The sequence below is a fragment of the Vibrio sp. 2017_1457_13 genome, from assembly GCF_030851525.1.
Lineage (GTDB): Bacteria > Pseudomonadota > Gammaproteobacteria > Enterobacterales > Vibrionaceae > Vibrio > Vibrio metschnikovii.
This window is the reverse complement of sequence record NZ_VHTA01000004.1, coordinates 169,452-190,950: the sequence shown is the minus strand read 5'-3', so window position 1 is coordinate 190,950 and position 21,499 is coordinate 169,452. Positions and strand designations below refer to the sequence as shown.

The following is a 21,499-nucleotide window of genomic DNA, read 5'->3' as shown; positions in this document are numbered from 1 at the left end:
ACATTAGCGTTGAAAACGATTCTCATCAGGTGCGACATTTAAGATTTGTAACGCCCCTTTGATTATTTCAGCAAACACTGGACCAGCAACAGCGCCACCATAGTAAGTATCCCCTTGCGGCTCATTAACCATGACCACTAGAGCAATACGAGGGTTACTGACAGGAGCGACACCAGCGGTGTAAGCGAAATACTCATCACTGTATCCTCCAGCGACGGCTTTACGTGATGTCCCCGATTTAGCGGCAATCCGATATCCCGGAACGGCAGAACGAACCGCGGTTCCTCCCGGTTGAGTGACGGTTTCAAGCATCTCTAATACTTGTCTGGCGTATTTTTCGTCTACGACTCGCTGAGATAAGTCTTGACGATTACTATCAATCAGATAAATCGGCTGATAGACACCAAGATTGCCTAATGTCGCATAGGCATGCGCCAATTGGATCGGCGTCACCGATAAACCATAACCATAAGCTAATGTGGCAATTTCAAAAGGAGACCAGCGGCGGCGATTAGGGAAAATACCACTGCTTTCTCCGACAAGATTGAGCCCAGAAACCTCACCAAGCCCAACCGCACGATACATATCTAAGGTATCTTCTAAAGGCATATCCAACGCCAGTTTAGCCACACCGATATTACTCGACTTTTGTAAAATCACCTGCAAACTGGCTTTTCCAACCCGAGAAACATCTCGCACTCGGCTCCCACCGACTTGCATGATGCCATTACCCGTATCGATAATGGTATTTTCATCGGCCGTTCCATTCGCTAACGCTGCAAGGACGACAAACGGTTTAACGGTTGACCCTGGCTCAAACGCATCAGTAATCACTCGATTGCGCATTTGAAAACTTTGCCAATCGCTACGATTATTCGGGTTATAAGAGGGTGCATTCACCATCGCTAGCACCGCTCCGGTTTTTACATCAAGCATCACCGCGGAAGCGGAAGTGGCACGATAATCGGCCATTGCTTGTTTTACCGCACGAAACGCAATAGCTTGCAAACGCTGATCAATGGTCAATTGCAGGGGTTTACCTTCTTCCCGCTGTTCGAGGGCAATATTTTCAACCACGCGACCATAACGATCTCTGCGGATAATGCTCTTGCCTGCCTCACCGGTCAGCCATTTATCATAGCTACGTTCAACCCCTTCCAAACCATGACCATCAATCCCGGTCACGCCGATCAGATGTGCACTGACTTCTCCTGCCGGATAGTAACGACGTGATTCTGATTTGAGGCCAACCCCAACCAGTTTAAGCTCGCGAATGTACTTAGCCATTGCCGGACTGACTTGGCGCTGCAAGTAAACAAAACGTCGCGTGCTGTTATCTTGAATTTTTTGCAGCATGGCTTGCCTATCTAGGCCCAACACATCGGCTAATGCGTGCCAACGTTCAAGTTCGTTAAAGCCACCCTCTCTAAAAATCACTAACGGATCCGCCCAGACCGCTTCGACCGGTACGCTCACCGCGAGCGCCTCACCATTTCGATCAGAAATAATCCCACGTGCTGAATGTAAGGTCAGCGCACGAATCGAGCGTAAATCACCTTGTCGGATCAAATTGTCCGGTTCAATCACTTGAATAAATGCGAGCCGAGCAATCAATAAACCAAATATCAGCACCACAAACGAGAGTAATAAATATAAACGCCAGTGGATCAAAACTGGCGGAGTTGACTTGGTCGGTGAGCTAGCGGCTAGCGCTTTTTTGGTCGGCTGTTTACTCATTTAAGCTTAATCACTACTTCTTTATCAGCATCTGGACGCTTCATCTCTAATTCACGGCTGGCGACATCTTGCACTCGACTATGCTCAGACAGCGCTGTCTCTTCTAAAATCAAATTACGCCACTCATTATCCAGATAGTCACGTTGCTGCATGGCCTCATTTTTTTCGGCAATCGCTTGACGAGTATGATGAGTGGTAAATACCACTCCCATCGCAGTGGCAAAAATCATTAATAACAAACACAGAGGCCATCGACCGACGGTAAACAGGTCAATCACAATTAACTTGGCAAGGTTTGGCTTAGAGACAGACATAGTGAATAATTACAACTTTTCTGCAATCCGTAGCACTGAGCTACGAGAACGCGGATTAAGCGCCACTTCGTGATCGCTTGGCTTAATCGCTTTACCGATCGCTTTTAACTTCGCACTACCTAAGGCTTTAATTTGATCTTGCGTGAGTGGTAAACCATGTGGGACATCGGGCCCTTTACTCTCTTTGCGGATAAAGCGCTTAACCATACGATCTTCTAATGAATGGAAACTGATCACCGATAAACGTCCTTGCGACGCTAAAATCGAAGCGGCTCCTTGCAAAGCAATATCAATTTCTTCTAATTCACTGTTAATGTAAATACGGAAAGCTTGAAAAGTCCGGGTCGCGGGGTGTTTTTTTTCTTTAAAACTTTTTGGTGCCGCTTCCGAAATTAACTTCGCTAACTGACTGGTTCGAGTCAGAGGCTCGTTGTCTGGATTGTCACGATGAGCAACGATCGCTTTAGCAATCCGTCTTGCATGCTTATCTTCGCCAAATTCACGAATCACCCAAGTAATATCATCCAATTCTGCGGTTAATAGCCACTGCGCGACCGAAACTCCTGAATTGGGGTCCATACGCATATCCAACGGACCATCTTTCATAAAACTGAATCCGCGTTCAGCATCATCGAGTTGTGGTGATGACACCCCTAAATCAAATAACACGCCATCAACCTGACCCTGCAGGTTATAACGCTGTGCGTATTCTGCAATACCAGAAAAAGGGCCATGAATAATCGTAAACCGTGGATCATCAATTTTACTCGCCTCAGCGATGGCCTGAGGATCACGATCAATACTGTATAAGCGCCCTTCTGGACCTAATTGAGCTAATATAGTGCGGCTATGACCACCTCGGCCAAAAGTCCCATCGATATAAATACCATCCGGTTTGATCGCTAACCCATCGATGGATTCATGAAGCAGTACAGATACGTGTTGGAAAGATTCAGTCATAATATTCTCGTTTCGCTGAACAAAGCGCGATTGATGCTTAGTTAGTGTACCGTTTTCACACTCGACCGCTACCCATAAGCATAGACAGGACGTGACATTGCGCTAAGTTTAATGGTTTTGCTATCAGCTAAGTCAATAAAAAGCAAAAAACCCATCATAACCGCGAAGCTATGATGGGCCTGAAAAGGTGGAGTCGACATATAAGCCGGGTTCTGTTCCGCTTGCGCGGCGGTAGCCATTCCTCTAGGCCAGCAATCGCTCACTGGCTCAAGCAACCTACCCGCCTCCTAACGCGAGCAACGTTATGTGGAAGCCTATTTGGTCTTGCTCCGGGTGGAGTTTACCTTGCTACGAACTGTTGCCAGACGCACGGTGCGCTCTTACCGCACCCTTTCACCCTTACCTGATCCCCAAAGGGCCATCGGCGGTCTTCTCTCTGTTGCACTTGTCGTAGGCTTGCGCCCCCCAGGCATTACCTGGCACCCTGCTCTATGGAGCCCGGACTTTCCTCCCCCTTATCAGTCTCCCTAACACAAGGTTAAGGGACGTCAATAAGGCAGCGGCTACCCAGTCAACTCCGGTCACGGATTCTATAGATAAGCGTAGAGGCTGTCTAGCAACAATCTCTAACCCGTCTATAATTCGACGCAACCGCTCAAAAAGCCAGCATTAACTTAAGTTTTCAAGGCCCCATTTGTACAAGGCATTTTTCTTGACGTTATAGATTTCAGCCGCCAAGGCCGCCGCTTTCTTTAAGGGTAACTCTTTACTTAAAATAGCTAAGCTTCTTAATGCCTCTTCCGGTAACGCTTGATTCGATGTTTCCCTCACACCATGAATCAATAGAACCATCTCTCCGCGTTTGCGGTTTTCATCTTGATTAATCCATTCAATTAACTCACCAAGTGGTAACCCTTGGATGGTTTCAAAGGTTTTGGTCAGCTCACGAGCCAAAACCACCTGGCGATCCGGACCTAAAATTTCCAGCATGTCCTGCAACGATTCGTTGATTCGATGCGGTGATTCATAAAAAATACACGTTCGCTCAACTTTGGCTATTTCTAAAAATTTATCTTTACGCCCTTTGCTTTTCGCCGGCAAAAAACCTTCAAAACTAAACCGATCTGAAGGTAAACCAGAAGCACTCAGTGCCGTAATAACCGCACAAGCACCAGGAAGAGGGACAACTTTAACACCCGCTTGACGACATTGATTGACTAAATGGTAACCTGGATCGCTGATCAGCGGTGTGCCCGCATCTGAAACGAGCGCTATCGACTGACCCGATAATAATTTATCAACTAATGCTTGAGCTTTGTGCTGTTCATTGTGATCATGCAAAGCGAACGTTTTAGTTTGGATATTGAAGTGAGCAAGCAGTTTACCTGTGTGGCGTGTATCTTCAGCGGCGATAACATCGACCTGAGCAAGCACATCAAGGGCACGTTGGGTGATATCACCTAGATTGCCAATTGGCGTCGGGACAATATAGAGGGTTGCTCCCTCTGCGGACACGGTTTTGTTATCTGTCATTTGTTTACCATCACTTCAACGATTAATATAGAGACAATTTTACACGGAATAATGAAAGAACCCATGGCTATGAAAAACCATCAGAGATGCAGTGTAACACGCTTACTCACTCCCGTTGCATTGGCAATCATGCTAGCGGCTTGTTCAACCACACCGTCAGTACCAACGTCTGTACAGATCACCGATAAACCACAGCTATCGGCACAAACCTATTTAATGCGTGCAGATAGCAGCCAAGGCAGCTTACAAAATGATTGGCTCATTATGGCACTCAAAGCTGCCGTTGCCGACAATGATTCCGCACAGGCAGAATTATTGATTCGCCGTATCTCAAAACAAACCTTGAGTGAGACTCAACAGGCAGAGTGGCAACTTGCTCGCGCTCAGTTATCTTTTAATCAACAGCAATACCAAACGGTCTTATCGCGGCTCAGTTTCCCTACGGATTGGCGGTTAGACCCGCGACAATGGCAGAAGTACTATCAGCTGAGGGCTGACAGTTTGCTCGCGCTGGAACGTGCCTTTGACGCGAATCGAGAACTCGTTGGGTTGTATGAACATTCGACGCCTGACCAGCAATCGATGATTGCACAACAAATTTGGCAGAATTTTGATGGGTACTCTAGCTCAACCATTACAACGCTAAGTACTGGAGCGGATGAAGAGATTCTCGATGGTTGGTTACAACTGGCTATCTATGTCAAAACGCTCGGTAGCGATTTACCGCAATTAAAAAATACTTTAGAAAAATGGCTAAAAGAAAACGCCTCACATCCTGCGGCTCGTTACACCCCTCAAACGATCAGTGATATTTTAGCGTTAGATCTCGTTCAACCTACTCACACCGCCTTACTACTGCCACTCAGTGGTCGCTTTGCTAAGCAAGCGGAGCTGATTCGTGACGGCTTTATCATGGCAATGATGAACGATCCTCTGCGCGATCCTAACGCCACCCTGACCATTTTGGACACCAATACTGAAAGCTTAGAAAATGTTGATGCGATTTTGGCAGAAAAACAGGTCGATTTTGTCGTTGGCCCACTGATTAAAAGCGATATCGAAAAGTTACAAGCTTTTCAGAAAAAACGCGGCCAAGCGATCCCAACCTTAGCGCTGAATATTCCGGACAAGATTGAGCCGTCCAGTACAACTTGCTATCTCACACTCTCTCCTGAGCAAGAAGTTGCTCAAGCCGCCAAGTATTTGTTCAGTCAAGGCTACCGATACCCATTAATTTTAGCACCACAGGGTAGCTACGGCGATCGTGTGGTTGAAGCCTTCAATCAAGAATGGCGTCAATACAGTACCAATAAGGTCGCGGTGAACTTATTTGGTGACAAACGACAATTACAACGCAATATCAACAACGTTTTCGGTCTTCAAGCAAGCCAACAGAATATTGCCCAAATGAACTCATTATTGGGTATCAGCTTAGAGAGCCAGCCTCGTAGCCGACGCGATATTGATGCGGTATACATTGCAGCGGGTATTGCTGACCTCACGTTGATCAAACCTTTTATTGAGGTCGCCATTAATCCAGATACCCGTCCTCCTAAGCTGTTTTCTAATTCAAACAGCAACAGCGGAGGTCGTCAATTTGAAGATCTCACCGGGATCACTTATAGCGATATTCCACTGTTGATCGAGTCGGGTAACCCAGTTGCCACTCAAGCGGCTGAACTTTGGCCACGAACGTCCAATGCCGATCGTCGTTTGCAAGCGCTCGGGATGGATGCCTATCAACTGATGTTGGAACTCCCACAGATGAAAGCCGTCAAAGGATATACCATTTCTGGCCAAACTGGTGTGCTTGGTATTGATCAAAACTGTATAGTACAGCGTGAAATTAGTTGGGCGGAGCATGGAGCTCTTTAGTCGCCGAAATACGGGACTGCATTATGAACAAGTGGCGGCAGATTACCTCAGCCGCCACGCACTACGCTTACTGGAAAAAAACTTTACCACTCGCGTTGGCGAAATTGATCTGGTGATGCGCGATGGCTCTTGCTTAGTCTTTGTTGAAGTAAAATATCGTAAAAATCAATCTTACGGCCATGCCGCCGAGATGGTCACTTCGCATAAAAAAACTCGCTTGATCAAAGCTGCGAATTGGTGGATGCTCAAGCACGGACTCAGTGTCGATAATACCGATTTTCGTTTCGATGTCGTGGCCATTCATGACAACGGTCAGCACATTGAGTGGATAAAAAACGCAATAACCCAAGGATAATCAATCAATGCTCGATAGCATTAAAGATAGCTTTACTGAAAGTATTCAAATTCAAATCGCCGCCGCCGAGGCCTTACCAGATGCGATTATGCATGCCGCGCAAGCGATGGTCGTCACGCTACTCAATGGTCAGAAAATCCTCTGCTGTGGTAATGGAGGATCGGCCGCCAATGCTCAGCAGTTTGTCTCTTGTTTACTGAATCGTTTTGAAACTGAGCGCCCCAGCTTACCCGCGATGGCACTCACCGCCGACAATACGACTTTGACCGCTGTCGCCAATGACTACCATTACCAAGAGATTTTCTCTAAACAAGTCCGAGCATTTGGTCAAGCGGGTGATGTACTGCTAGCCATATCTACCAGTGGTAATAGTAAAAACATCATCAAAGCGATGGAGGCCGCGGTGACACGCGATATGACCATTATTGCCTTAACGGGTAAAGATGGTGGAGAAATGGCAGGGTTACTTGGGGAGAATGATGTCGAGATTCGTATTCCTTCCCATCGCACCGCCCGTATTCACGAAGTGCACATGGTCACTTTACACTGTTTATGTGACTTAATTGACCAAGTGTTGTTTCCAGCTCACGAAGAGTAACCCATGAAAAACGCCCGGTTCAACTTATTCGCTCTACTTGCCCTACTGTTTATCTTACCGCTGTCTGGCTGTGCTGGTTTTTTAGTCGCAGGAGCGGCAGCAACGGTTAACATTGCGACAGATCCTCGTTCAACGACTGAACAATGGCAAGATAAAAACCTTGAATTAGAAATCACAGGGTTAAGTAATAAACCGCCTTTCCGTAGTCAAATGCGTATCACGGCCAGCTCATTTCGAGGCACGGTAGTCTTGATTGGTCAATCGCAAACCAATGAGTTACTCGAGCAATTTATTGGCCAAATCGAGCAACTTAAAGGGGTGAACCACTTACACAATCAAGTCAAAATACAAGCGCCGTTAACCGTCGGTCAAGTCAGTAATGACAGTTGGATCACCACCAAGGTCAAATCAGCCTTGTTGGCTAAATCAGAGCTGCGCGGCGTGAAAGTCTCAGTGATCACTGAAAATAGAGAAGTATTTTTGCTCGGTTACGTTACTCAAGAACATGCAGAAATAGCGACTGATGTTGCACGTCATGTATCAGGAGTTAAGCAAGTCATCAAAGCGTTTGAATACGCCGATTAAGCTTAATCAAATAATAAATCGCGCCAATAAAAAAAGCAGCGTCATCGCTGCTTTTTTTATTATCGTATTTTATCATCGAAGGTTATTTGACCACTCGAAGGCTTGGTCTACCTTGAGGTTTTGATGGTTCAGTATCGGTAGGTTGCTCATCAGCACCACTGTCTTGAGCAGCAATAGCACTCTCAGTCACCTGAGTCAGCGTTTGCTGATAAGCCGGCTCTGGTTCAAACATGGTGCCAGCCCCGTTTTCACGGGCATAAATGGCTTGCACCGCATAAAGAGGAACAATCACTAAGTGAGGGCGTCCACCAAAGCGAGCACTGAACGTGACCTCATCATCACCTAACTCTAAATTACCCACCGCGCGAGGAGCGATATTGAGGATGAGCTGTCCATCTTGGACGAACTCCATCGGTACTCGTACCCCTTGCAGAGTCGCATCAACCACAAGGTGTGGTGTTAATTCATTGTCTAACAACCAATCATAAAACGCACGTAGCATGAAAGGTCGACGAGGTGTCATTTTTTCAATATCCATAACACACCGATTAACGCGACAGGCGCATCTCACGCTCAGCTTCTGTCAAAGAGGCTAAGAATGAATCACGCTCAAATACACGATTCATGTAGACTTTTAATTCTTTAGAACCAGGACCAATTAATTCAATACCTAAGACTGGTAAACGCCATAGCAATGGCGCGAGATAGCAGTCAATTAAGCTGAACTCTTCGCTCATGAAGTATTCGTATTCGGCAAATACCGGCGCAAGCGTTAATAAGTCGTTACGCAGTTTATTACGAGCCGCTTCCGCTTCGCTAGCATTACCACGAATCACTTTATCCGCTAATGAATACCAGTTTCTTTCGATACGATAGATCATTAAACGACTATTACCACGAGCGACCGGATAAACTGGCATCAAAGGTGGATGAGGAAAACGCTCATCTAGGTATTCCATAATGATTTTTGAATCGTACAGCGCAAGCTCACGATCAATCAGCGTTGGGACCGACTTATAGGGATTCAGTTCGATAAGTTCAGCAGGCAGATTATCTTCATCAACCAGTTCAACTTCAACACTGACACCTTTTTCAGCCAGCACAATACGTACCTGATGGCTATACATATCAGACGCACTCGAAAATAGAGTCATCACAGAACGTTTATTGGCAGCTACAGCCATGGAGCCCTCCAGCACACACTTACAAGTATAAAAACAATGGAGGCTTAGCCTCCATTGATGATTCGAATAATCAAAAATTAGCATGGCATAATAGCATATTTCGTGCTCATCACGCTAATGTTCTTTCTTAAGCGTAATAACACTCGCCATGTAACCCGCTATTACCGATACAAAAAAGCCCAGCAAATGCTGAGCTTTTCGAACCACAATCCAGCCGAAGCTGAAGGATAATCTTTGAAAAAGATTAACGCTTAGAGAATTGAGGTTTACGACGTGCTTTACGTAGACCAACTTTCTTACGTTCAACGCAACGAGCGTCGCGAGTAACGTAGCCAGCAGCACGTAGTGCAGGACGTAGTGATTCATCGTACTCCATAAGAGCGCGAGTGATACCGTGACGGATAGCACCAGCTTGACCAGAAATACCACCACCTTTAACAGTGATGTATAGGTCAAATTTCTCTGTCATTTCAACAAGCTCAAGTGGTTGTTTAACCACCATGCGCGAAGTTGGACGACCGAAGTATTCATCAAGACTGCGCTTGTTGATTACGATGTTGCCGCTGCCTGGTTTAATAAAAACACGTGCAGCTGAGCTTTTGCGACGGCCAGTGCCGTAGTATTGATTCTCTGCCATTTCCGAAATCCCCAATTAGATGTCTAGTACTTTTGGTTGTTGAGCAGCATGGTTGTGCTCAGCGCCAGCGTAAACTTTCAGCTTACGGTACATAGCACGGCCTAGAGGACCACGTGGAAGCATACCTTTAACCGCTAGTTCAAGAACCATTTCTGGCTTACGATCGATCAGCTTTTCAAAGCTGATTGATTTCAGGCCGCCAGGGAACTCAGTGTGACGGTGGTAGATTTTACCTTTAGCCTTGTTACCAGTTACAGTAACTTTCTCCGCGTTTACAACGATGATGTAATCACCAGTGTCAACGTGTGGAGTATATTCAGCTTTATGTTTGCCACGTAGGCGAGATGCAATTTCACTTGCAAGACGGCCAAGAGTTTTACCTTCAGCGTCTACAACGTACCAGTCGCGTTTTACAGTTTCTGGTTTAGCAACGAAAGTTTTCATGCTAACAATAACCCGTTAATTAAAATTTACACTTAAAGGAGCATTTGCTCCCACTGTCTAAGAGCCCAGACATCACCCCTTCGAGTGGATGGCACTCTGGCCTAAAAGGCCGCAGTAACGGTGGGTTGCAGGATTATAGAGAAGAGAGCGGAAAAAATCACCTTTTTTTGCTTAAAATCACAAAAAACTCTGCCAATCACTATCTCGCTTCGAAAATCAGTCAATAAACAATAAATAGCATTACATAAAGTGAATTAATGAAGGTTCATCGGCATCGGGAATAGTCACCATCAATTTCAATCAACATAATCGCGCAGCGTTTTGGGCTCTTTTTAAGGTAAATGTGCTTTCGCCAAATACTCATGGCTTTGCATTTCAATCAATCTTGACTGACAGCGTTTAAACTCAAAACTTAACCGCTCTCCAGCATAGAGCTCTTCTAACTTCACCTGCGCCGAAATAATCAGTTTGACATGACGCTCATAAAACTCATCCACTAAAGCGATAAATCGACGAGCAGCATCCTCAGTGAGTGGTCCCATCTGAATTACCTCAGCCAGTAAGACGGTATGATAAACACGAGACAGTTCAATATAGTCATTTTGACTACGAGCCGTTTGGCACAATTGAGCAAACGTCGCATACAATACGCCATCACTGGCTTTGACCACTGTTAATTGGCGATGATTGATGGCAATTTGCGTCTGGCACTCTTTATCACTACTCACCAACTGAGCGTAATACTTGTCTAAATTATGCTGCGCTTGTTCATCTAATGGCGAATGATAAATTTCGGCTTGCTGTAGCGTTCGCAAGCGATAATCCACACCACTATCAACATTCAAAATGTGGCAATGCTGCTCAATCAGTGCAATAGCGGGTAAGAAACGAGCCCGCTGCAAACCATTACGATAGAGCTCTGCTGGCGGAATATTCGAGGTTGCAACCAAAACCACACCGCGAGCGAATAGTCCTTGCAATAAAGTGGCTAAGATCATCGCATCGGTAATGTCTGAGACAAAAAATTCATCAAAGCAGATCACGACGGCTTCTTGGCTAAATTTTTCAGCGACCGATTCAAGAGGATCGCTGATTTCGCCCAATTGCTTTAATTCATCATGCACACGATACATAAAACGATGGAAATGGACGCGCATTTTCTTCTCGGTCGGTAAAGCATCAAAAAAGGTATCCATAAGATAGGTTTTCCCTCGCCCGACGCCTCCCCAAAAATACAGCCCCTGAGGTACGGTCATCGTCGGTGATGTAATACCCAGCCATTTTTTCCAACGCGAAGGTCGAACCACCGGTTGATTAATAAATTCACATAACTGATGATGGAGCGCATCCAACGCCTCGACGGCGAGAGCTTGCGCGGCATCGTGTTGAAATCCTGAGCGTTTTAAATCTTGTTCGTATCGCTGTTTCGGTGTCATGATTACTTACTGTATCTCTAAGGAATAAAAACTGCCATCAGGCGCACATGCATTTTGCTTTATCGAATATCACTCTCATAGTAACATGTCACTACAGCATGTGTAACCAACCCGTAAAAAACATGTTAAATAACAACAATAAGGAGTCGTTATGCCTTGGATTTATGCCGTTGTAGGCCTAATAGTGGGGATGGTTGTCGGAGTCGTTATTGCACGCTTGACCGCTGACAACTACAAAAACCAAAAGTCTCTGCAAAAAGAGCTGGATAACGCAAAATTTGCCATGGACCAACAGCGCCAAGAGCTGGCTGATCATTTTGCTCAAACCGCAGAAATGCTTGATACACTCGGCAAAGATTATACCAAGCTCTATCAACATATGGCGAAAACAGCCACGGAGCTACAGCCTAATCTTCCAGAACAAGATAATCCGTTTATGAAAAAAATGGCTCAACATAAAGACAACGAGCCAAAACAAGAACTCGTTGAGCAGCCGCCTAAAGATTATGCACAAGGGGCGACCGGGTTATTAAAAAATGAACCGAAAACCATCCTACGTTCTTCAGATGTTATTCACAGTAAAGTGAATTAAACCTTTTGCTCCCTCCAATAGATTGATCAGGGAGCATGCAATGGGTACTGAAGACTCAATTCGCAACACAATGATGAACTTTGTAAAGGTTTTTAAGTCATAACTTTCACTCAGCCTATTGAAGTTTTTTTGTTCAAGACAAATATTACTTTCATGAAGCATTTATTTACGAGGATTGTTACGATGAAAAAACCTTTGCTTGTTTTAACGGCTCTCTCTTTAAGCTTAAGTTCCCTCATCACACCATTGCAGGTTAATGCGGCATTACCCATCGCAGTACAAGGCCAAACACTGCCTAGCCTGGCTCCGATGCTAGAAACGGTGACACCCGCCGTAGTCAGTATCGCGGTAGAGGGGACTCAAGTTGCTCGCCAGCGTATCCCTGATCAATTTCGTTTCTTTTTTGGTCCGAATTTCCCAACGGAACAGTTTCAAGAACGCCCTTTTCGAGGGCTCGGTTCTGGGGTCATTATTAATGCCAGTAAAGGTTATATTGTTACCAACTATCACGTAATTAATGATGCAGAAAAAATTCGCGTCAAGCTCTATGACGGCAGAGAATTTAGTGCAGAATTGGTTGGCGGTGATCAGATGTCTGATGTGGCTTTACTGAAAATCAACACCACCACAAATCTTACTGAAATGCCAATCGCCGATTCCGATCAATTACGCGTCGGTGACTTTGCGGTCGCGATTGGTAATCCCTTCGGTCTTGGACAAACGGTGACTTCTGGCATTATCTCGGCGCTGGGCCGTAGCGGCTTAAATTTAGAAAATTTTGAAAACTTTATTCAAACCGATGCAGCGATCAACAGTGGTAATTCTGGTGGTGCATTAGTGAATCTCAATGGCGAATTGATCGGTATTAATACCGCTATTTTAGGTCCTAATGGGGGTAATGTAGGGATTGGCTTTGCGATCCCATCCAATATGATGAAAAACCTCACCGATCAAATCATTGAGTTTGGAGAAGTCAAACGCGGCATGCTTGGTGTACAAGGGGGAGAGATTTCTTCTGAACTGGCGGAAGCTTTAGGCTATACCTCAAGCAAAGGGGCGTTTGTGAGTCAAGTCGTCGCAGACAGCGCAGCGGATAAAGCCGGAATTAAAGCTGGTGATATCATCGTCTCAATCAATGGCCGGAAAATCGATACTTTCTCCGAATTGCGAGCCAATGTCGCCACACTGGGACCGGGTAAAAAAGTGAAGCTAGGTGTGGTTCGTGATGGTAAAGACAAAACCTTCACCGTGACCTTAGAAGAGCAAGTGGTTAATAAAACCAAAGCGGATAATCTGCATCAAGGATTGACCGGTGCAGAGCTGTCCAACACAACCGCAAGTGATAGCATTCAAGGGGTTAAAATCACTCAGGTAGAAAAAGGCTCGACCGCTGAAGCTTATCAACTACAACAAGATGACATCATCATTGGGGTTAACCGTAAGCGAGTCAGAAATATCGCCGAGTTCAGAGCAGTATTAGAGCAATCACCAGCGATACTGGCGCTGAATATACAGCGCGGTGATAGAACACTCTATCTTGTTATACGTTAATCACTCAACAACGAGTATCTCTCTTTCAAAGGCAGCGATCAGTACGCTGCCTTTTGTTATTTCGGCTGGTGATGGTATCCTTGAAACACGCCTCTCATTACACCTCAACCCACATTACTGGAAGGTACCAATCAGCGGCAAATACTGTCAGCCTCCTGAGACTATCTCATTAGGTCTGATGAAGTTAATCAAGATAGTGCATCATTAATGCCGCATTGTCAGGTTTCTTAGTTAGCGACATCGTATCCATGTTAAGTTCAGTGGCATGAATATATTTGGGGAAAACATGCTGATTTATCTGATTCGCTCTATTGGGCTTGGGTTGGTTATCGCACTCGCGGTGATTGTAGTCACGCCTTCATTACGAGCTCATCTGGTCGTTAAACCGAGCGCTCAACCCGCTCATATTGCCTCGTTACAAATTTCATTTAATGATGCGGTACGCCGAGCAGCTCCAGCCGTAGTCAATATCTACAGTCGAAAATATTCAGAAAACGATCGCAGCAAATTATCAACACAAGGCCTCGGCTCCGGCGTTATTGTCAGTGAAAAAGGTTATATCATCACCAATTACCATGTGATCGCTCAGGCCGATCAAATTATTGTCGCCTTGCAAGATGGTCGAGTGGCGGCGGCACAATTGGTGGGCCAAGATCGACGCACCGATATCGCTATTTTACAAATTGAAGGTAATAACTTACCCGTCATTCCTCAAAATCCTAACTATCATGCCAAAGTGGGAGATGTGGTACTCGCCATTGGCAATCCCTATAACTTAGGCCAAACCACTACCTTCGGCATTATCTCTGCAACCGGTCGATCATCGATCAGTGCTGATGGTCGACAAGCCTTTATTCAGACCGATGCGGCAATTAATGAAGGTAATTCAGGGGGGGCTTTAGTCAACACGCAAGGTGAGTTAGTCGGCATTAATACCGCCTCTTTTCAACAGGCGACTGAATTAGAGACCTATGGAATTTCTTTTGCGATTCCGTTTGTTCTGGCTAATAAAATCATGGAAAAAATCATCGCCGATGGGCGAGTAATTCGGGGCTATATCGGCGTTGATGGACAAGATATTAATGCCGTGACTTCCCGTCTACTGGGTAGTGATCATATCGGTGGTATTGTGGTTCTCGGGGTTGATCCTAATGGGCCTGCCGCCCAAGCCGGATTTATGGTTCGTGACATTATTTTAAAAATCGACGGGCAAAAAATTAACGGTCGGCAGAGCGTCATGGATATGGTTACCGATCTGCGCCCTGGCAGTGTGATTGAGTTTACCCTGCTACGTAAAGGGCAAGAGATGATTGTGCCAGTGACGATTGCCGAAGATAGCCGAGAATAAGCTCACTGTTTGATTGATTCTCCTACAGCAAAAACAGATAAAAAAACGGAGCCGTTAGGCTCCGTTTTTTCAATGAGAACGCGAGTTCTAGCATTATTTCTTAGTAAGCTTCTCTTTAATACGAGCTGCTTTACCAGATAGATCGCGTAGGTAGTACAATTTGGCACGACGTACTGCACCACGGCGCTTCACTTCAATGCTAGCGATGATTGGAGAGTGAGTTTGGAACGTACGCTCAACACCTTCACCGTTAGAAATCTTACGTACAGTGAAAGCTGAGTGTAGACCACGGTTACGGATAGCGATTACAATGCCTTCATAAGCCTGTAGACGCTCACGATCACCTTCTTTTACCTTAACTTGAACCACAACAGTGTCACCTGGTGCGAATTTAGGTAGGTCTTGTTTCATTTGCTCTTGTTCTAGAGCCTTGATGATATTACTCATGTTTTTAAATTCCTAGAATAAACTGATACTAAATTTAATAGGTTACTGTTGAGTCTCTTTAATGTACTCAGCCAGTAATTGTTCCTGTTCGTCAGTCAGAGCTAGGTTTTCCAGGAGCTCTGGTCTTCTTAGCCAAGTGCGGCCTAACGACTGTTTCAATCGCCAGCGACGAATTTCCTGATGATTACCAGACATCAATACCGCAGGTACGGTTTTTCCATCCAATACTTCAGGGCGCGTGTAGTGTGGGCAATCTAATAAGCCATTAGCAAAAGAATCTTCTTCTGCTGACGCGAAATCACCTAATACACCCGGAATAAAACGGGAGACGGTATCAATCAACGTCATGGCTGGAATTTCACCCCCAGTCATTACAAAATCACCGATTGACCATTCTTCATCAACCTCTGATTGTATAACGCGCTCATCTATCCCTTCGTAGCGGCCACAAATGAGCAATAAATTGTCATTCTTCGCCAGCTCTTCTACCCCTTGCTGATCGAGTTTACGACCTTGAGGAGAGAGATAAATCACTTTCGTCTTGCCCGGTGCGGCTGCTTTGGCTGTATGTATGGCGTCACGCAAAGGTTGCACCATCATTAACATACCAGGACCACCACCGTAAGGCTTATCATCGACCGTATGACGTTTGTCGTGAGCGAAATCGCGTGGATTCCAGCTCTGTACGGATAATAACCCTTTTTTTACCGCTTGGCCTGTGACTCCAAAATCCGTTACGCTACGGAACATTTCAGGAAATAGGCTAATAATGCCAACCCACATGTGTTCTTCGCCTTATCGATTTAGAGTTAAAACGCAGGATCCCAGTCAACTTCGATCCGTTGAGCGGTGCGATCAATCTGTTTGATCACTTGCTCTTCAAGAAACGGAATTAATCGTTCCTTTTGCCCAAAAGCATCTTTAAGATTCGCTTTCACTACGAGAACATCGTTGGAGCCAGTTTCTAACATATCGACAACTTCACCAAGGTCATAACCTTGCGTTGTCACCACTCGCATTCCAAACAATTCACGCCAGTAGAATTCATCTTCTGACAGCTCGGGTAATGAAGCTGGGTCAATTGAAATTTCAAAGTTAGTCAATAGATGAGCATCTTCACGCACATCAAGACCTTCAAGTTTTGCCACCAAACCTTTGTTATGGCGCTTCCAACTTTCTACTTTGTACTCAACCCATTCGCCATTTTGGTTTACCAACCAAGGGCTATAATCGAAAATGCTTTCAGCATTGTCTGTGTAGGACAAAACTTTAAGCCAGCCACGAATGCCATAAGAAGCACCAAACTTGCCTACAACAATTTTCTCGCCTTGCTCGCTCATTGTCTGTTTGCCTTTCATCGACATAAACTAGTTGCTACTGGTCATTAAGCCGCTTTTTGAGCGTCTTTAACTAGTTTAGCTACGCGATCAGATAGAGATGCGCCTTGTGATACCCAATGGTTCACGCGATCTAGATCAACACGTAGGCCTTCTTCTTTGCCCGCTGCTGTTGGGTTGAAGAAGCCAACTTTCTCAATGAAACGGCCAGTTGCTGAGTTGCGGCTATCAGCTACAACGATTTGATAAAATGGACGCTTTTTAGCGCCGTGACGTGCCAAACGAATGGTTACCATGTCGTCCTCTTTGCTTTCTCAAAAATAAAATTAACCCCAGAAACTATTTACTTAAAACAGTTTGGGGTCTCGTGCCAAAATAAAGCCTCGGAATTTTACTCTTATTCCGAGGCTTTGCAAGGGGTTTAGCTACTTTTTCACCAGCATAAATTGCATTTTAACTTTGTGATTTAGGTAACAGCTTTAAAAAGAGACAAAAAAACAAACCGGCTTACAGAAAACTCAAGCCTCGCTTTTTTAGCGACCAAACGGGTTAAAACCACCGCCGCCCATCATGCCTTGCATATTACGCATCATGCCTTTCATGCCACCTTTTTGCATTTTTTTCATCATTTTTTGCATTTGGGTAAACTGTTTTAGCAACCGGTTAATATCTTGTACTTGTGTTCCTGAGCCTGCCGCAATGCGCTTTTTACGAGAGCCTTTGATTAAATCGGGATTTTGTCTCTCTTTCATGGTCATCGAATTGATGATGGCTTCCATTTGTTTGAACATGCGGTCATCGACTTTATCTTTTACCCCCGCAGGAAGCTGTGACATTCCGGGAAGCTTATCCAGCATTCCCATCATGCCACCCATATTTTTCATTTGACCTAATTGTTCGCGGAAATCTTCTAAATCAAAGCCTTTTTTCTCTTTGAATTTTTTGGCCAACTTCTCAGCTTTGTCTTGATCAACATTACGCTGCAAATCTTCAATTAATGATAATACATCGCCCATCCCAAGAATACGCGAGGCAACGCGATCCGGATGGAAAGCTTCAAGAGCATCGGTTTTTTCTCCGACCCCTAAAAACTTAATCGGTTTTCCGGTCACATGACGTACCGACAAAGCCGCACCGCCACGTGCATCACCATCAACCTTGGTTAAAATCACCCCAGTGAGTGGTAGAGTATCACCAAACGCTTTGGCGGTATTCGCGGCATCTTGTCCTGTCATTGCGTCAACGACGAACAACGTTTCTACCGGATTAATGGCGGAATGAAGGGCTTTGATCTCAGCCATCATCACTTCATCAACCGCTAATCGCCCCGCCGTATCGACAATCAAAACATCGTAAAATTTCTTCTTAGCGTGATCGACTGCCGCGTTAGCAATATCAATCGGCTTTTGATCCGCTGATGAAGGGAAAAAATCGACGCCTAAGTCATTGGCTAACGTTTCTAACTGTTTGATCGCAGCAGGACGGTAAACGTCCGCAGAAACCACTAATACCTTTTTCTTATCACGCTCTTTAAGTAACTTAGAGAGTTTACCGACACTGGTCGTTTTACCTGCACCTTGTAAACCCGCCATTAAAATGATCGCTGGAGGCTGAGCCGCGAGATTCAACGCTTCATTCGCGGCTCCCATAACGGTCTCAAGCTCATGACGAACAATTTTAATAAACTCTTGCCCTGGCGTTAAAGACTTGGAAACCTCAACCCCCACTGCACTCTCTTTTACTCGACTAACGAAGTCACGCACCACCGGCAAAGCAACATCAGCCTCGAGTAGCGCCATACGTACTTCGCGCAGGGTATCTTTTATATTGTCTTCAGTAAGACGACCTTTACCACTAATATTCTTTAGGGTTTTAGATAAACGATCGGTTAAATTTTCAAACATGTTTTTCTCTTCGCGATTAGGCGACCAATGCGCCTGAGTATACCTTAGCCAACTGCTTAGGCATACCCATTGCAAGCTAGCTGTCGAGTTTCTTTATTAGATTGGGTTATCTGTCGATATCTCAACTCTCAAAAACGATTGCGATCCAACGTAGCTCATTAAGGTTTGGCAAGGTATAATTCGCTAACTCAGCCACCAAATTTGTGACCAGCATGGATAACCTAATCGCTATTGTTGCCGCTACGCTTTATTTTTTATCGATTGCCACGATTATCCCTGGACTGCTTAACCAAACGGGTATTAAGGCAAAGACTGTTTTTATTAGCGCCACATTGGGGCTTTTTTTTCATGCCTGGTTACTCAGTGGCTTAATTTTTCACAGCAGTGGACAAAACCTCAGTATTCTTAATGTCGCGTCACTGATCAGCTTTATCATTGCTTTGGTGATGAGCTTAGCGATGTTCAAGGTACGCTTATGGTTTTTACTGCCAGTGGTATACAGCTTCTCAGCGATCAATTTATTCTTGGCGACTTTTCTGCCGAGTACCTTTATCACTCATTTAGAGCGTGAGCCAGAGCTCATGGTCCATATCGCCTTAGCCCTTTTTTCTTATTCAACCTTATCCATTGGCGCATTATACGCTTTACAGCTCGCTTGGCTTGATTACAAATTGAAAAAAAAGAAAGGCTTATCCATCAACCCTAATTTACCGCCATTGATGATGGTCGAGCGCCAACTGTTTAAAATTATTTTAATCGGCAACGTTCTGCTGACCGGGACATTATTAACCGGTGCTCTTTTTGTGCAAGATATGTTTGCTCAAGGTAAAGCACATAAAGGCATTTTATCGTTCATCGCTTGGATCGTTTACTCGATTTTATTATGGGGTCATTATCAAAAAGGATGGCGAGGACGTAAAGTGACTTGGTTTGCCGTTGCTGGGGCGACATTACTTACCTTGGCTTACTTTGGCAGTCGATTTGTCAGAGAGATTATTCTGCGCTAAGGTCTGTTTATTCATGACTTCCTCAACCTATCATTATGGTAAATAACGCCTATTTAGATCTAACGATGGGTGAAAACGGTGGACTTAATCCCCATATAAACTCAGAGTATTGTATTGCGAGATAAAAGTTCATCCTCAAACCACTTGGAGTAACAGGTAGACAGCCAGTGAGTAAGCTGCCCTCACATAACAGAGATAACAATGTGAATGGGGTTAAGCCAACACGGCTAGCACCGATATAACTGCCAGTAGGAAGCGGAGACTATCTTCTTTTTATTATTGAACCTCTATAAGGAAACAAAGCGTTTTGGACGACATATCAACGGGTATCTTATTTGCGCTACTCGCGTGTCTTATCGTTATATCTGCCTACTTCTCCGGCTCAGAAACGGGCATGATGGCGCTTAACCGCTATCGTCTTAAGCATCTAGCGAGTACTGGTCATAAGGGCGCTAAACGCGTTGAACGGTTACTCAGTCGTCCAGACCGCTTAATCGGCCTGATCTTGATTGGCAATAACTTAGTCAATATCCTCGCCTCCGCGATTGCCACAATCATTGGTATGCGATTGTATGGTGATATTGGTGTCGCGATAGCAACCGGCGTATTAACTCTGGTGATTCTCGTCTTCGCGGAAGTGACTCCGAAAACGTTAGCTGCGATTTATCCTGAACGGGTATCTTATACCAGCAGTGTTGTGCTGACGTTTCTAATGAAAGTGCTTTCTCCATTAGTGGTTTTTATCAATTTCATTACCAACGGTTTTATCCGCTTATTGGGTCTTAATGCCAAACACACACGCGATGACCCTCTCAGCTCTGAAGAACTACGCACTATTGTTAACGATGCTGGACGGCTTATTCCTCGCCGTCACCAAGACATGCTGTTATCTATTCTTGATTTAGAACATGTGACGGTGAATGACATCATGATTCCACGTAATGAAATTACGGGTATCAATATCAATGATGATTGGAAGTCGATCATTCGCCAACTGACCCACTCCCCTCACGGTCGAGTGGTGCTGTATCGAGACAATATTGATGAAGCCGTCGGTATGCTGCGCTTACGCGAAGCGGCACGGTTAATGTTAGAAAAAAACGAATTCAATAAAGAGACGCTCTTTCGGGCCGCTGATGAAGTGTATTTTATTCCGGAAGGGACACCGCTTAATGTCCAGCTACTAAAATTCCAACGTAATAAACAAAGAATTGGTCTTATCGTTGATGAGTACGGCGATATTATTGGTCTGATTACCTTGGAAGATATTCTAGAAGAGATTGTCGGTGAATTTACCACCTCAATGGCGCCAAGCTTAGCTGAAGAGATCACGCCACAAGGTGATGGCAGCTTCTTAATCGAAGGCAGTGCTAATATTCGCGATATTAATAAAAGCTTAAAATGGAAATTACCAACCGATGGACCAAGAACCCTGAACGGACTGATTTTAGAGCATTTGGAAGAGATCCCAGAAACTCACTTAAGTGTTAAAGTTGCTAATCATCCGATGGAAATTGTCCAGTTAGAAGAAAACCGCATTAAACTGGTACGAGTCTACCCACGAAAAATCAAAAAGGCTTAATCTCTGTTAACGTTAATAATCTCGATAATAGACCGATAAAAAATGGGCGGTATTGATTACCGCCCATTTTATT

General features: G+C 44.9%; 23 protein-coding genes and 1 other RNA gene. 9 read left to right on the top strand and 15 right to left on the bottom strand.

From position 1 onward, the window contains the following. Positions 1-3: 3 nt before the first annotated feature. From FKN88_RS07035 to rsmI, 5 genes are all read right to left on the bottom strand, one after another. Positions 4-1,737 carry a penicillin-binding transpeptidase domain-containing protein gene (locus tag FKN88_RS07035; RefSeq protein ID WP_154169115.1) on the bottom strand — a complete coding sequence of 578 codons (1,734 nt, stop codon included), beginning with the start codon at positions 1,735-1,737 and terminating at the stop codon, positions 4-6. Further along, on the bottom strand, positions 1,734-2,051 hold the full coding sequence (gene ftsL / locus FKN88_RS07030; protein WP_154169117.1) for a cell division protein FtsL: 318 nt from the start codon (positions 2,049-2,051) through the stop codon (positions 1,734-1,736). The genes FKN88_RS07035 and ftsL overlap by 4 nt, the downstream gene beginning before the upstream one ends. A gap of 9 nt (positions 2,052-2,060) precedes the next feature. Then, complete coding sequence (rsmH, locus tag FKN88_RS07025) at positions 2,061-3,011, bottom strand: 16S rRNA (cytosine(1402)-N(4))-methyltransferase RsmH (RefSeq protein ID WP_154169119.1); 951 nt, start codon at positions 3,009-3,011, stop codon at positions 2,061-2,063. Positions 3,012-3,196: 185 nt separating this feature from the next. Next, positions 3,197-3,590: RNase P RNA component class A (gene rnpB, locus FKN88_RS07020), an RNA gene on the bottom strand. 90 nt (positions 3,591-3,680) lie between these two features. Continuing rightward, a complete protein-coding gene (gene rsmI / locus FKN88_RS07015; protein ID WP_004395959.1) occupies positions 3,681-4,544 on the bottom strand; it encodes a 16S rRNA (cytidine(1402)-2'-O)-methyltransferase in 864 nt (287 codons plus the stop codon). Between the two features lie 69 nt (positions 4,545-4,613). Between rsmI and FKN88_RS07010 the strand changes: the two genes are divergently transcribed. From FKN88_RS07010 to FKN88_RS06995, 4 genes are read left to right on the top strand one after another with little or no spacing between them, the layout of a single operon-like run. After that, on the top strand, positions 4,614-6,419 hold the full coding sequence (locus FKN88_RS07010; RefSeq protein ID WP_154170698.1) for a penicillin-binding protein activator: 1,806 nt from the start codon (positions 4,614-4,616) through the stop codon (positions 6,417-6,419). Further along, a complete protein-coding gene (locus tag FKN88_RS07005; protein ID WP_154169121.1) occupies positions 6,406-6,774 on the top strand; it encodes a YraN family protein in 369 nt (122 codons plus the stop codon). Before FKN88_RS07010 ends, FKN88_RS07005 begins: the two co-directional genes overlap by 14 nt. Positions 6,775-6,781: 7 nt before the next feature. Then, the gene (locus FKN88_RS07000) at positions 6,782-7,372 is read left to right on the top strand and encodes a phosphoheptose isomerase (RefSeq protein WP_004395962.1); all 591 of its coding nucleotides are present in this window, start codon (positions 6,782-6,784) and stop codon (positions 7,370-7,372) included. Positions 7,373-7,375: 3 nt separating this feature from the next. Continuing rightward, on the top strand, positions 7,376-7,957 hold the full coding sequence (locus tag FKN88_RS06995; RefSeq protein ID WP_004395963.1) for a BON domain-containing protein: 582 nt from the start codon (positions 7,376-7,378) through the stop codon (positions 7,955-7,957). Between the two features lie 82 nt (positions 7,958-8,039). Here FKN88_RS06995 and sspB read toward each other — a convergent pair whose 3' ends face one another. From sspB to zapE, 5 genes are all read right to left on the bottom strand, one after another. Beyond that, positions 8,040-8,495, bottom strand: a complete 456-nt coding sequence (gene sspB / locus FKN88_RS06990) for a ClpXP protease specificity-enhancing factor (RefSeq protein ID WP_154169123.1) — start codon at positions 8,493-8,495, stop codon at positions 8,040-8,042. Between the two features lie 10 nt (positions 8,496-8,505). Further along, positions 8,506-9,141 (bottom strand): stringent starvation protein SspA, encoded by a 636-nt coding sequence (gene sspA / locus FKN88_RS06985; protein WP_004395965.1) that lies wholly within the window; start codon positions 9,139-9,141, stop codon positions 8,506-8,508. Between the two features lie 244 nt (positions 9,142-9,385). Then, positions 9,386-9,778: a 30S ribosomal protein S9 gene (gene rpsI, locus FKN88_RS06980; protein ID WP_004395968.1), complete on the bottom strand. Its 393-nt coding sequence runs from the start codon at positions 9,776-9,778 to the stop codon at positions 9,386-9,388. 15 nt (positions 9,779-9,793) lie between these two features. Then, entirely contained in the window at positions 9,794-10,222 is a 429-nt protein-coding gene (gene rplM, locus FKN88_RS06975) for a 50S ribosomal protein L13 (RefSeq protein WP_004395969.1), read from the bottom strand. A gap of 332 nt (positions 10,223-10,554) precedes the next feature. Further along, a complete protein-coding gene (gene zapE, locus FKN88_RS06970; RefSeq protein WP_154169125.1) occupies positions 10,555-11,658 on the bottom strand; it encodes a cell division protein ZapE in 1,104 nt (367 codons plus the stop codon). Between the two features lie 151 nt (positions 11,659-11,809). Between zapE and zapG the strand changes: the two genes are divergently transcribed. From zapG to degS, 3 genes are all read left to right on the top strand, one after another. Further along, positions 11,810-12,250, top strand: a complete 441-nt coding sequence (gene zapG, locus FKN88_RS06965) for a Z-ring associated protein ZapG (RefSeq protein WP_004395971.1) — start codon at positions 11,810-11,812, stop codon at positions 12,248-12,250. A 183-nt stretch (positions 12,251-12,433) separates the two neighbouring features. Continuing rightward, a complete protein-coding gene (locus FKN88_RS06960; RefSeq protein WP_154169127.1) occupies positions 12,434-13,801 on the top strand; it encodes a DegQ family serine endoprotease in 1,368 nt (455 codons plus the stop codon). 286 nt (positions 13,802-14,087) lie between these two features. After that, on the top strand, positions 14,088-15,149 hold the full coding sequence (gene degS, locus FKN88_RS06955; RefSeq protein ID WP_161425087.1) for an outer membrane-stress sensor serine endopeptidase DegS: 1,062 nt from the start codon (positions 14,088-14,090) through the stop codon (positions 15,147-15,149). Positions 15,150-15,242: 93 nt separating this feature from the next. Here the strand turns inward: degS and rplS are convergent, their stop codons facing one another. From rplS to ffh, 5 genes are all read right to left on the bottom strand, one after another. Then, positions 15,243-15,596: a 50S ribosomal protein L19 gene (gene rplS / locus FKN88_RS06950; protein WP_004395974.1), complete on the bottom strand. Its 354-nt coding sequence runs from the start codon at positions 15,594-15,596 to the stop codon at positions 15,243-15,245. A gap of 42 nt (positions 15,597-15,638) precedes the next feature. Then, positions 15,639-16,379 carry a tRNA (guanosine(37)-N1)-methyltransferase TrmD gene (gene trmD, locus FKN88_RS06945; RefSeq protein WP_154169129.1) on the bottom strand — a complete coding sequence of 247 codons (741 nt, stop codon included), beginning with the start codon at positions 16,377-16,379 and terminating at the stop codon, positions 15,639-15,641. 26 nt (positions 16,380-16,405) lie between these two features. Further along, positions 16,406-16,960 (bottom strand): ribosome maturation factor RimM, encoded by a 555-nt coding sequence (gene rimM / locus FKN88_RS06940; RefSeq protein WP_040904685.1) that lies wholly within the window; start codon positions 16,958-16,960, stop codon positions 16,406-16,408. Between the two features lie 20 nt (positions 16,961-16,980). After that, a complete protein-coding gene (rpsP, locus tag FKN88_RS06935; RefSeq protein WP_004395977.1) occupies positions 16,981-17,229 on the bottom strand; it encodes a 30S ribosomal protein S16 in 249 nt (82 codons plus the stop codon). A gap of 237 nt (positions 17,230-17,466) precedes the next feature. Beyond that, on the bottom strand, positions 17,467-18,837 hold the full coding sequence (ffh, locus tag FKN88_RS06930) for a signal recognition particle protein (protein WP_004395978.1): 1,371 nt from the start codon (positions 18,835-18,837) through the stop codon (positions 17,467-17,469). A 212-nt stretch (positions 18,838-19,049) separates the two neighbouring features. Here ffh and FKN88_RS06925 point away from each other — a divergent pair, with 212 nt between their 5' ends. Continuing rightward, positions 19,050-19,844, top strand: coding sequence for an inner membrane protein YpjD (locus tag FKN88_RS06925; protein WP_154169131.1), 795 nt, complete (start codon positions 19,050-19,052; stop codon positions 19,842-19,844). Positions 19,845-20,151: 307 nt separating this feature from the next. After that, positions 20,152-21,426 carry an HlyC/CorC family transporter gene (locus FKN88_RS06920; RefSeq protein ID WP_154169133.1) on the top strand — a complete coding sequence of 425 codons (1,275 nt, stop codon included), beginning with the start codon at positions 20,152-20,154 and terminating at the stop codon, positions 21,424-21,426. The last annotated feature ends 73 nt before the right edge of the window (positions 21,427-21,499 follow it).

Bases quoted from the DNA above. Each gene is read 5' to 3' on its own strand.
- FKN88_RS07000 (WP_004395962.1), top strand. From the start codon at position 6,782: ATGCTCGATAGCATTAAAGATAGCTTTACTGAAAGTATTCAAATTCAA.
- rsmH (WP_154169119.1), bottom strand. From the start codon at position 3,011: ATGACTGAATCTTTCCAACACGTATCTGTACTGCTTCATGAATCCATC.
- FKN88_RS07010 (WP_154170698.1), top strand. From the start codon at position 4,614: ATGAAAAACCATCAGAGATGCAGTGTAACACGCTTACTCACTCCCGTT.
- rpsP (WP_004395977.1), bottom strand. From the start codon at position 17,229: ATGGTAACCATTCGTTTGGCACGTCACGGCGCTAAAAAGCGTCCATTT.
- zapG (WP_004395971.1), top strand. From the start codon at position 11,810: ATGCCTTGGATTTATGCCGTTGTAGGCCTAATAGTGGGGATGGTTGTC.
- rimM (WP_040904685.1), bottom strand. From the start codon at position 16,960: ATGTCGATGAAAGGCAAACAGACAATGAGCGAGCAAGGCGAGAAAATT.
- rpsI (WP_004395968.1), bottom strand. From the start codon at position 9,778: ATGGCAGAGAATCAATACTACGGCACTGGCCGTCGCAAAAGCTCAGCT.
- ffh (WP_004395978.1), bottom strand. From the start codon at position 18,837: ATGTTTGAAAATTTAACCGATCGTTTATCTAAAACCCTAAAGAATATT.
- rplS (WP_004395974.1), bottom strand. From the start codon at position 15,596: ATGAGTAATATCATCAAGGCTCTAGAACAAGAGCAAATGAAACAAGAC.
- sspA (WP_004395965.1), bottom strand. From the start codon at position 9,141: ATGGCTGTAGCTGCCAATAAACGTTCTGTGATGACTCTATTTTCGAGT.
- sspB (WP_154169123.1), bottom strand. From the start codon at position 8,495: ATGGATATTGAAAAAATGACACCTCGTCGACCTTTCATGCTACGTGCG.
- rsmI (WP_004395959.1), bottom strand. From the start codon at position 4,544: ATGACAGATAACAAAACCGTGTCCGCAGAGGGAGCAACCCTCTATATT.
- FKN88_RS06995 (WP_004395963.1), top strand. From the start codon at position 7,376: ATGAAAAACGCCCGGTTCAACTTATTCGCTCTACTTGCCCTACTGTTT.
- trmD (WP_154169129.1), bottom strand. From the start codon at position 16,379: ATGTGGGTTGGCATTATTAGCCTATTTCCTGAAATGTTCCGTAGCGTA.
- FKN88_RS07005 (WP_154169121.1), top strand. From the start codon at position 6,406: ATGGAGCTCTTTAGTCGCCGAAATACGGGACTGCATTATGAACAAGTG.
- rplM (WP_004395969.1), bottom strand. From the start codon at position 10,222: ATGAAAACTTTCGTTGCTAAACCAGAAACTGTAAAACGCGACTGGTAC.
- degS (WP_161425087.1), top strand. From the start codon at position 14,088: ATGCTGATTTATCTGATTCGCTCTATTGGGCTTGGGTTGGTTATCGCA.
- FKN88_RS06960 (WP_154169127.1), top strand. From the start codon at position 12,434: ATGAAAAAACCTTTGCTTGTTTTAACGGCTCTCTCTTTAAGCTTAAGT.
- zapE (WP_154169125.1), bottom strand. From the start codon at position 11,658: ATGACACCGAAACAGCGATACGAACAAGATTTAAAACGCTCAGGATTT.
- FKN88_RS07035 (WP_154169115.1), bottom strand. From the start codon at position 1,737: ATGAGTAAACAGCCGACCAAAAAAGCGCTAGCCGCTAGCTCACCGACC.
- ftsL (WP_154169117.1), bottom strand. From the start codon at position 2,051: ATGTCTGTCTCTAAGCCAAACCTTGCCAAGTTAATTGTGATTGACCTG.
- FKN88_RS06925 (WP_154169131.1), top strand. From the start codon at position 19,050: ATGGATAACCTAATCGCTATTGTTGCCGCTACGCTTTATTTTTTATCG.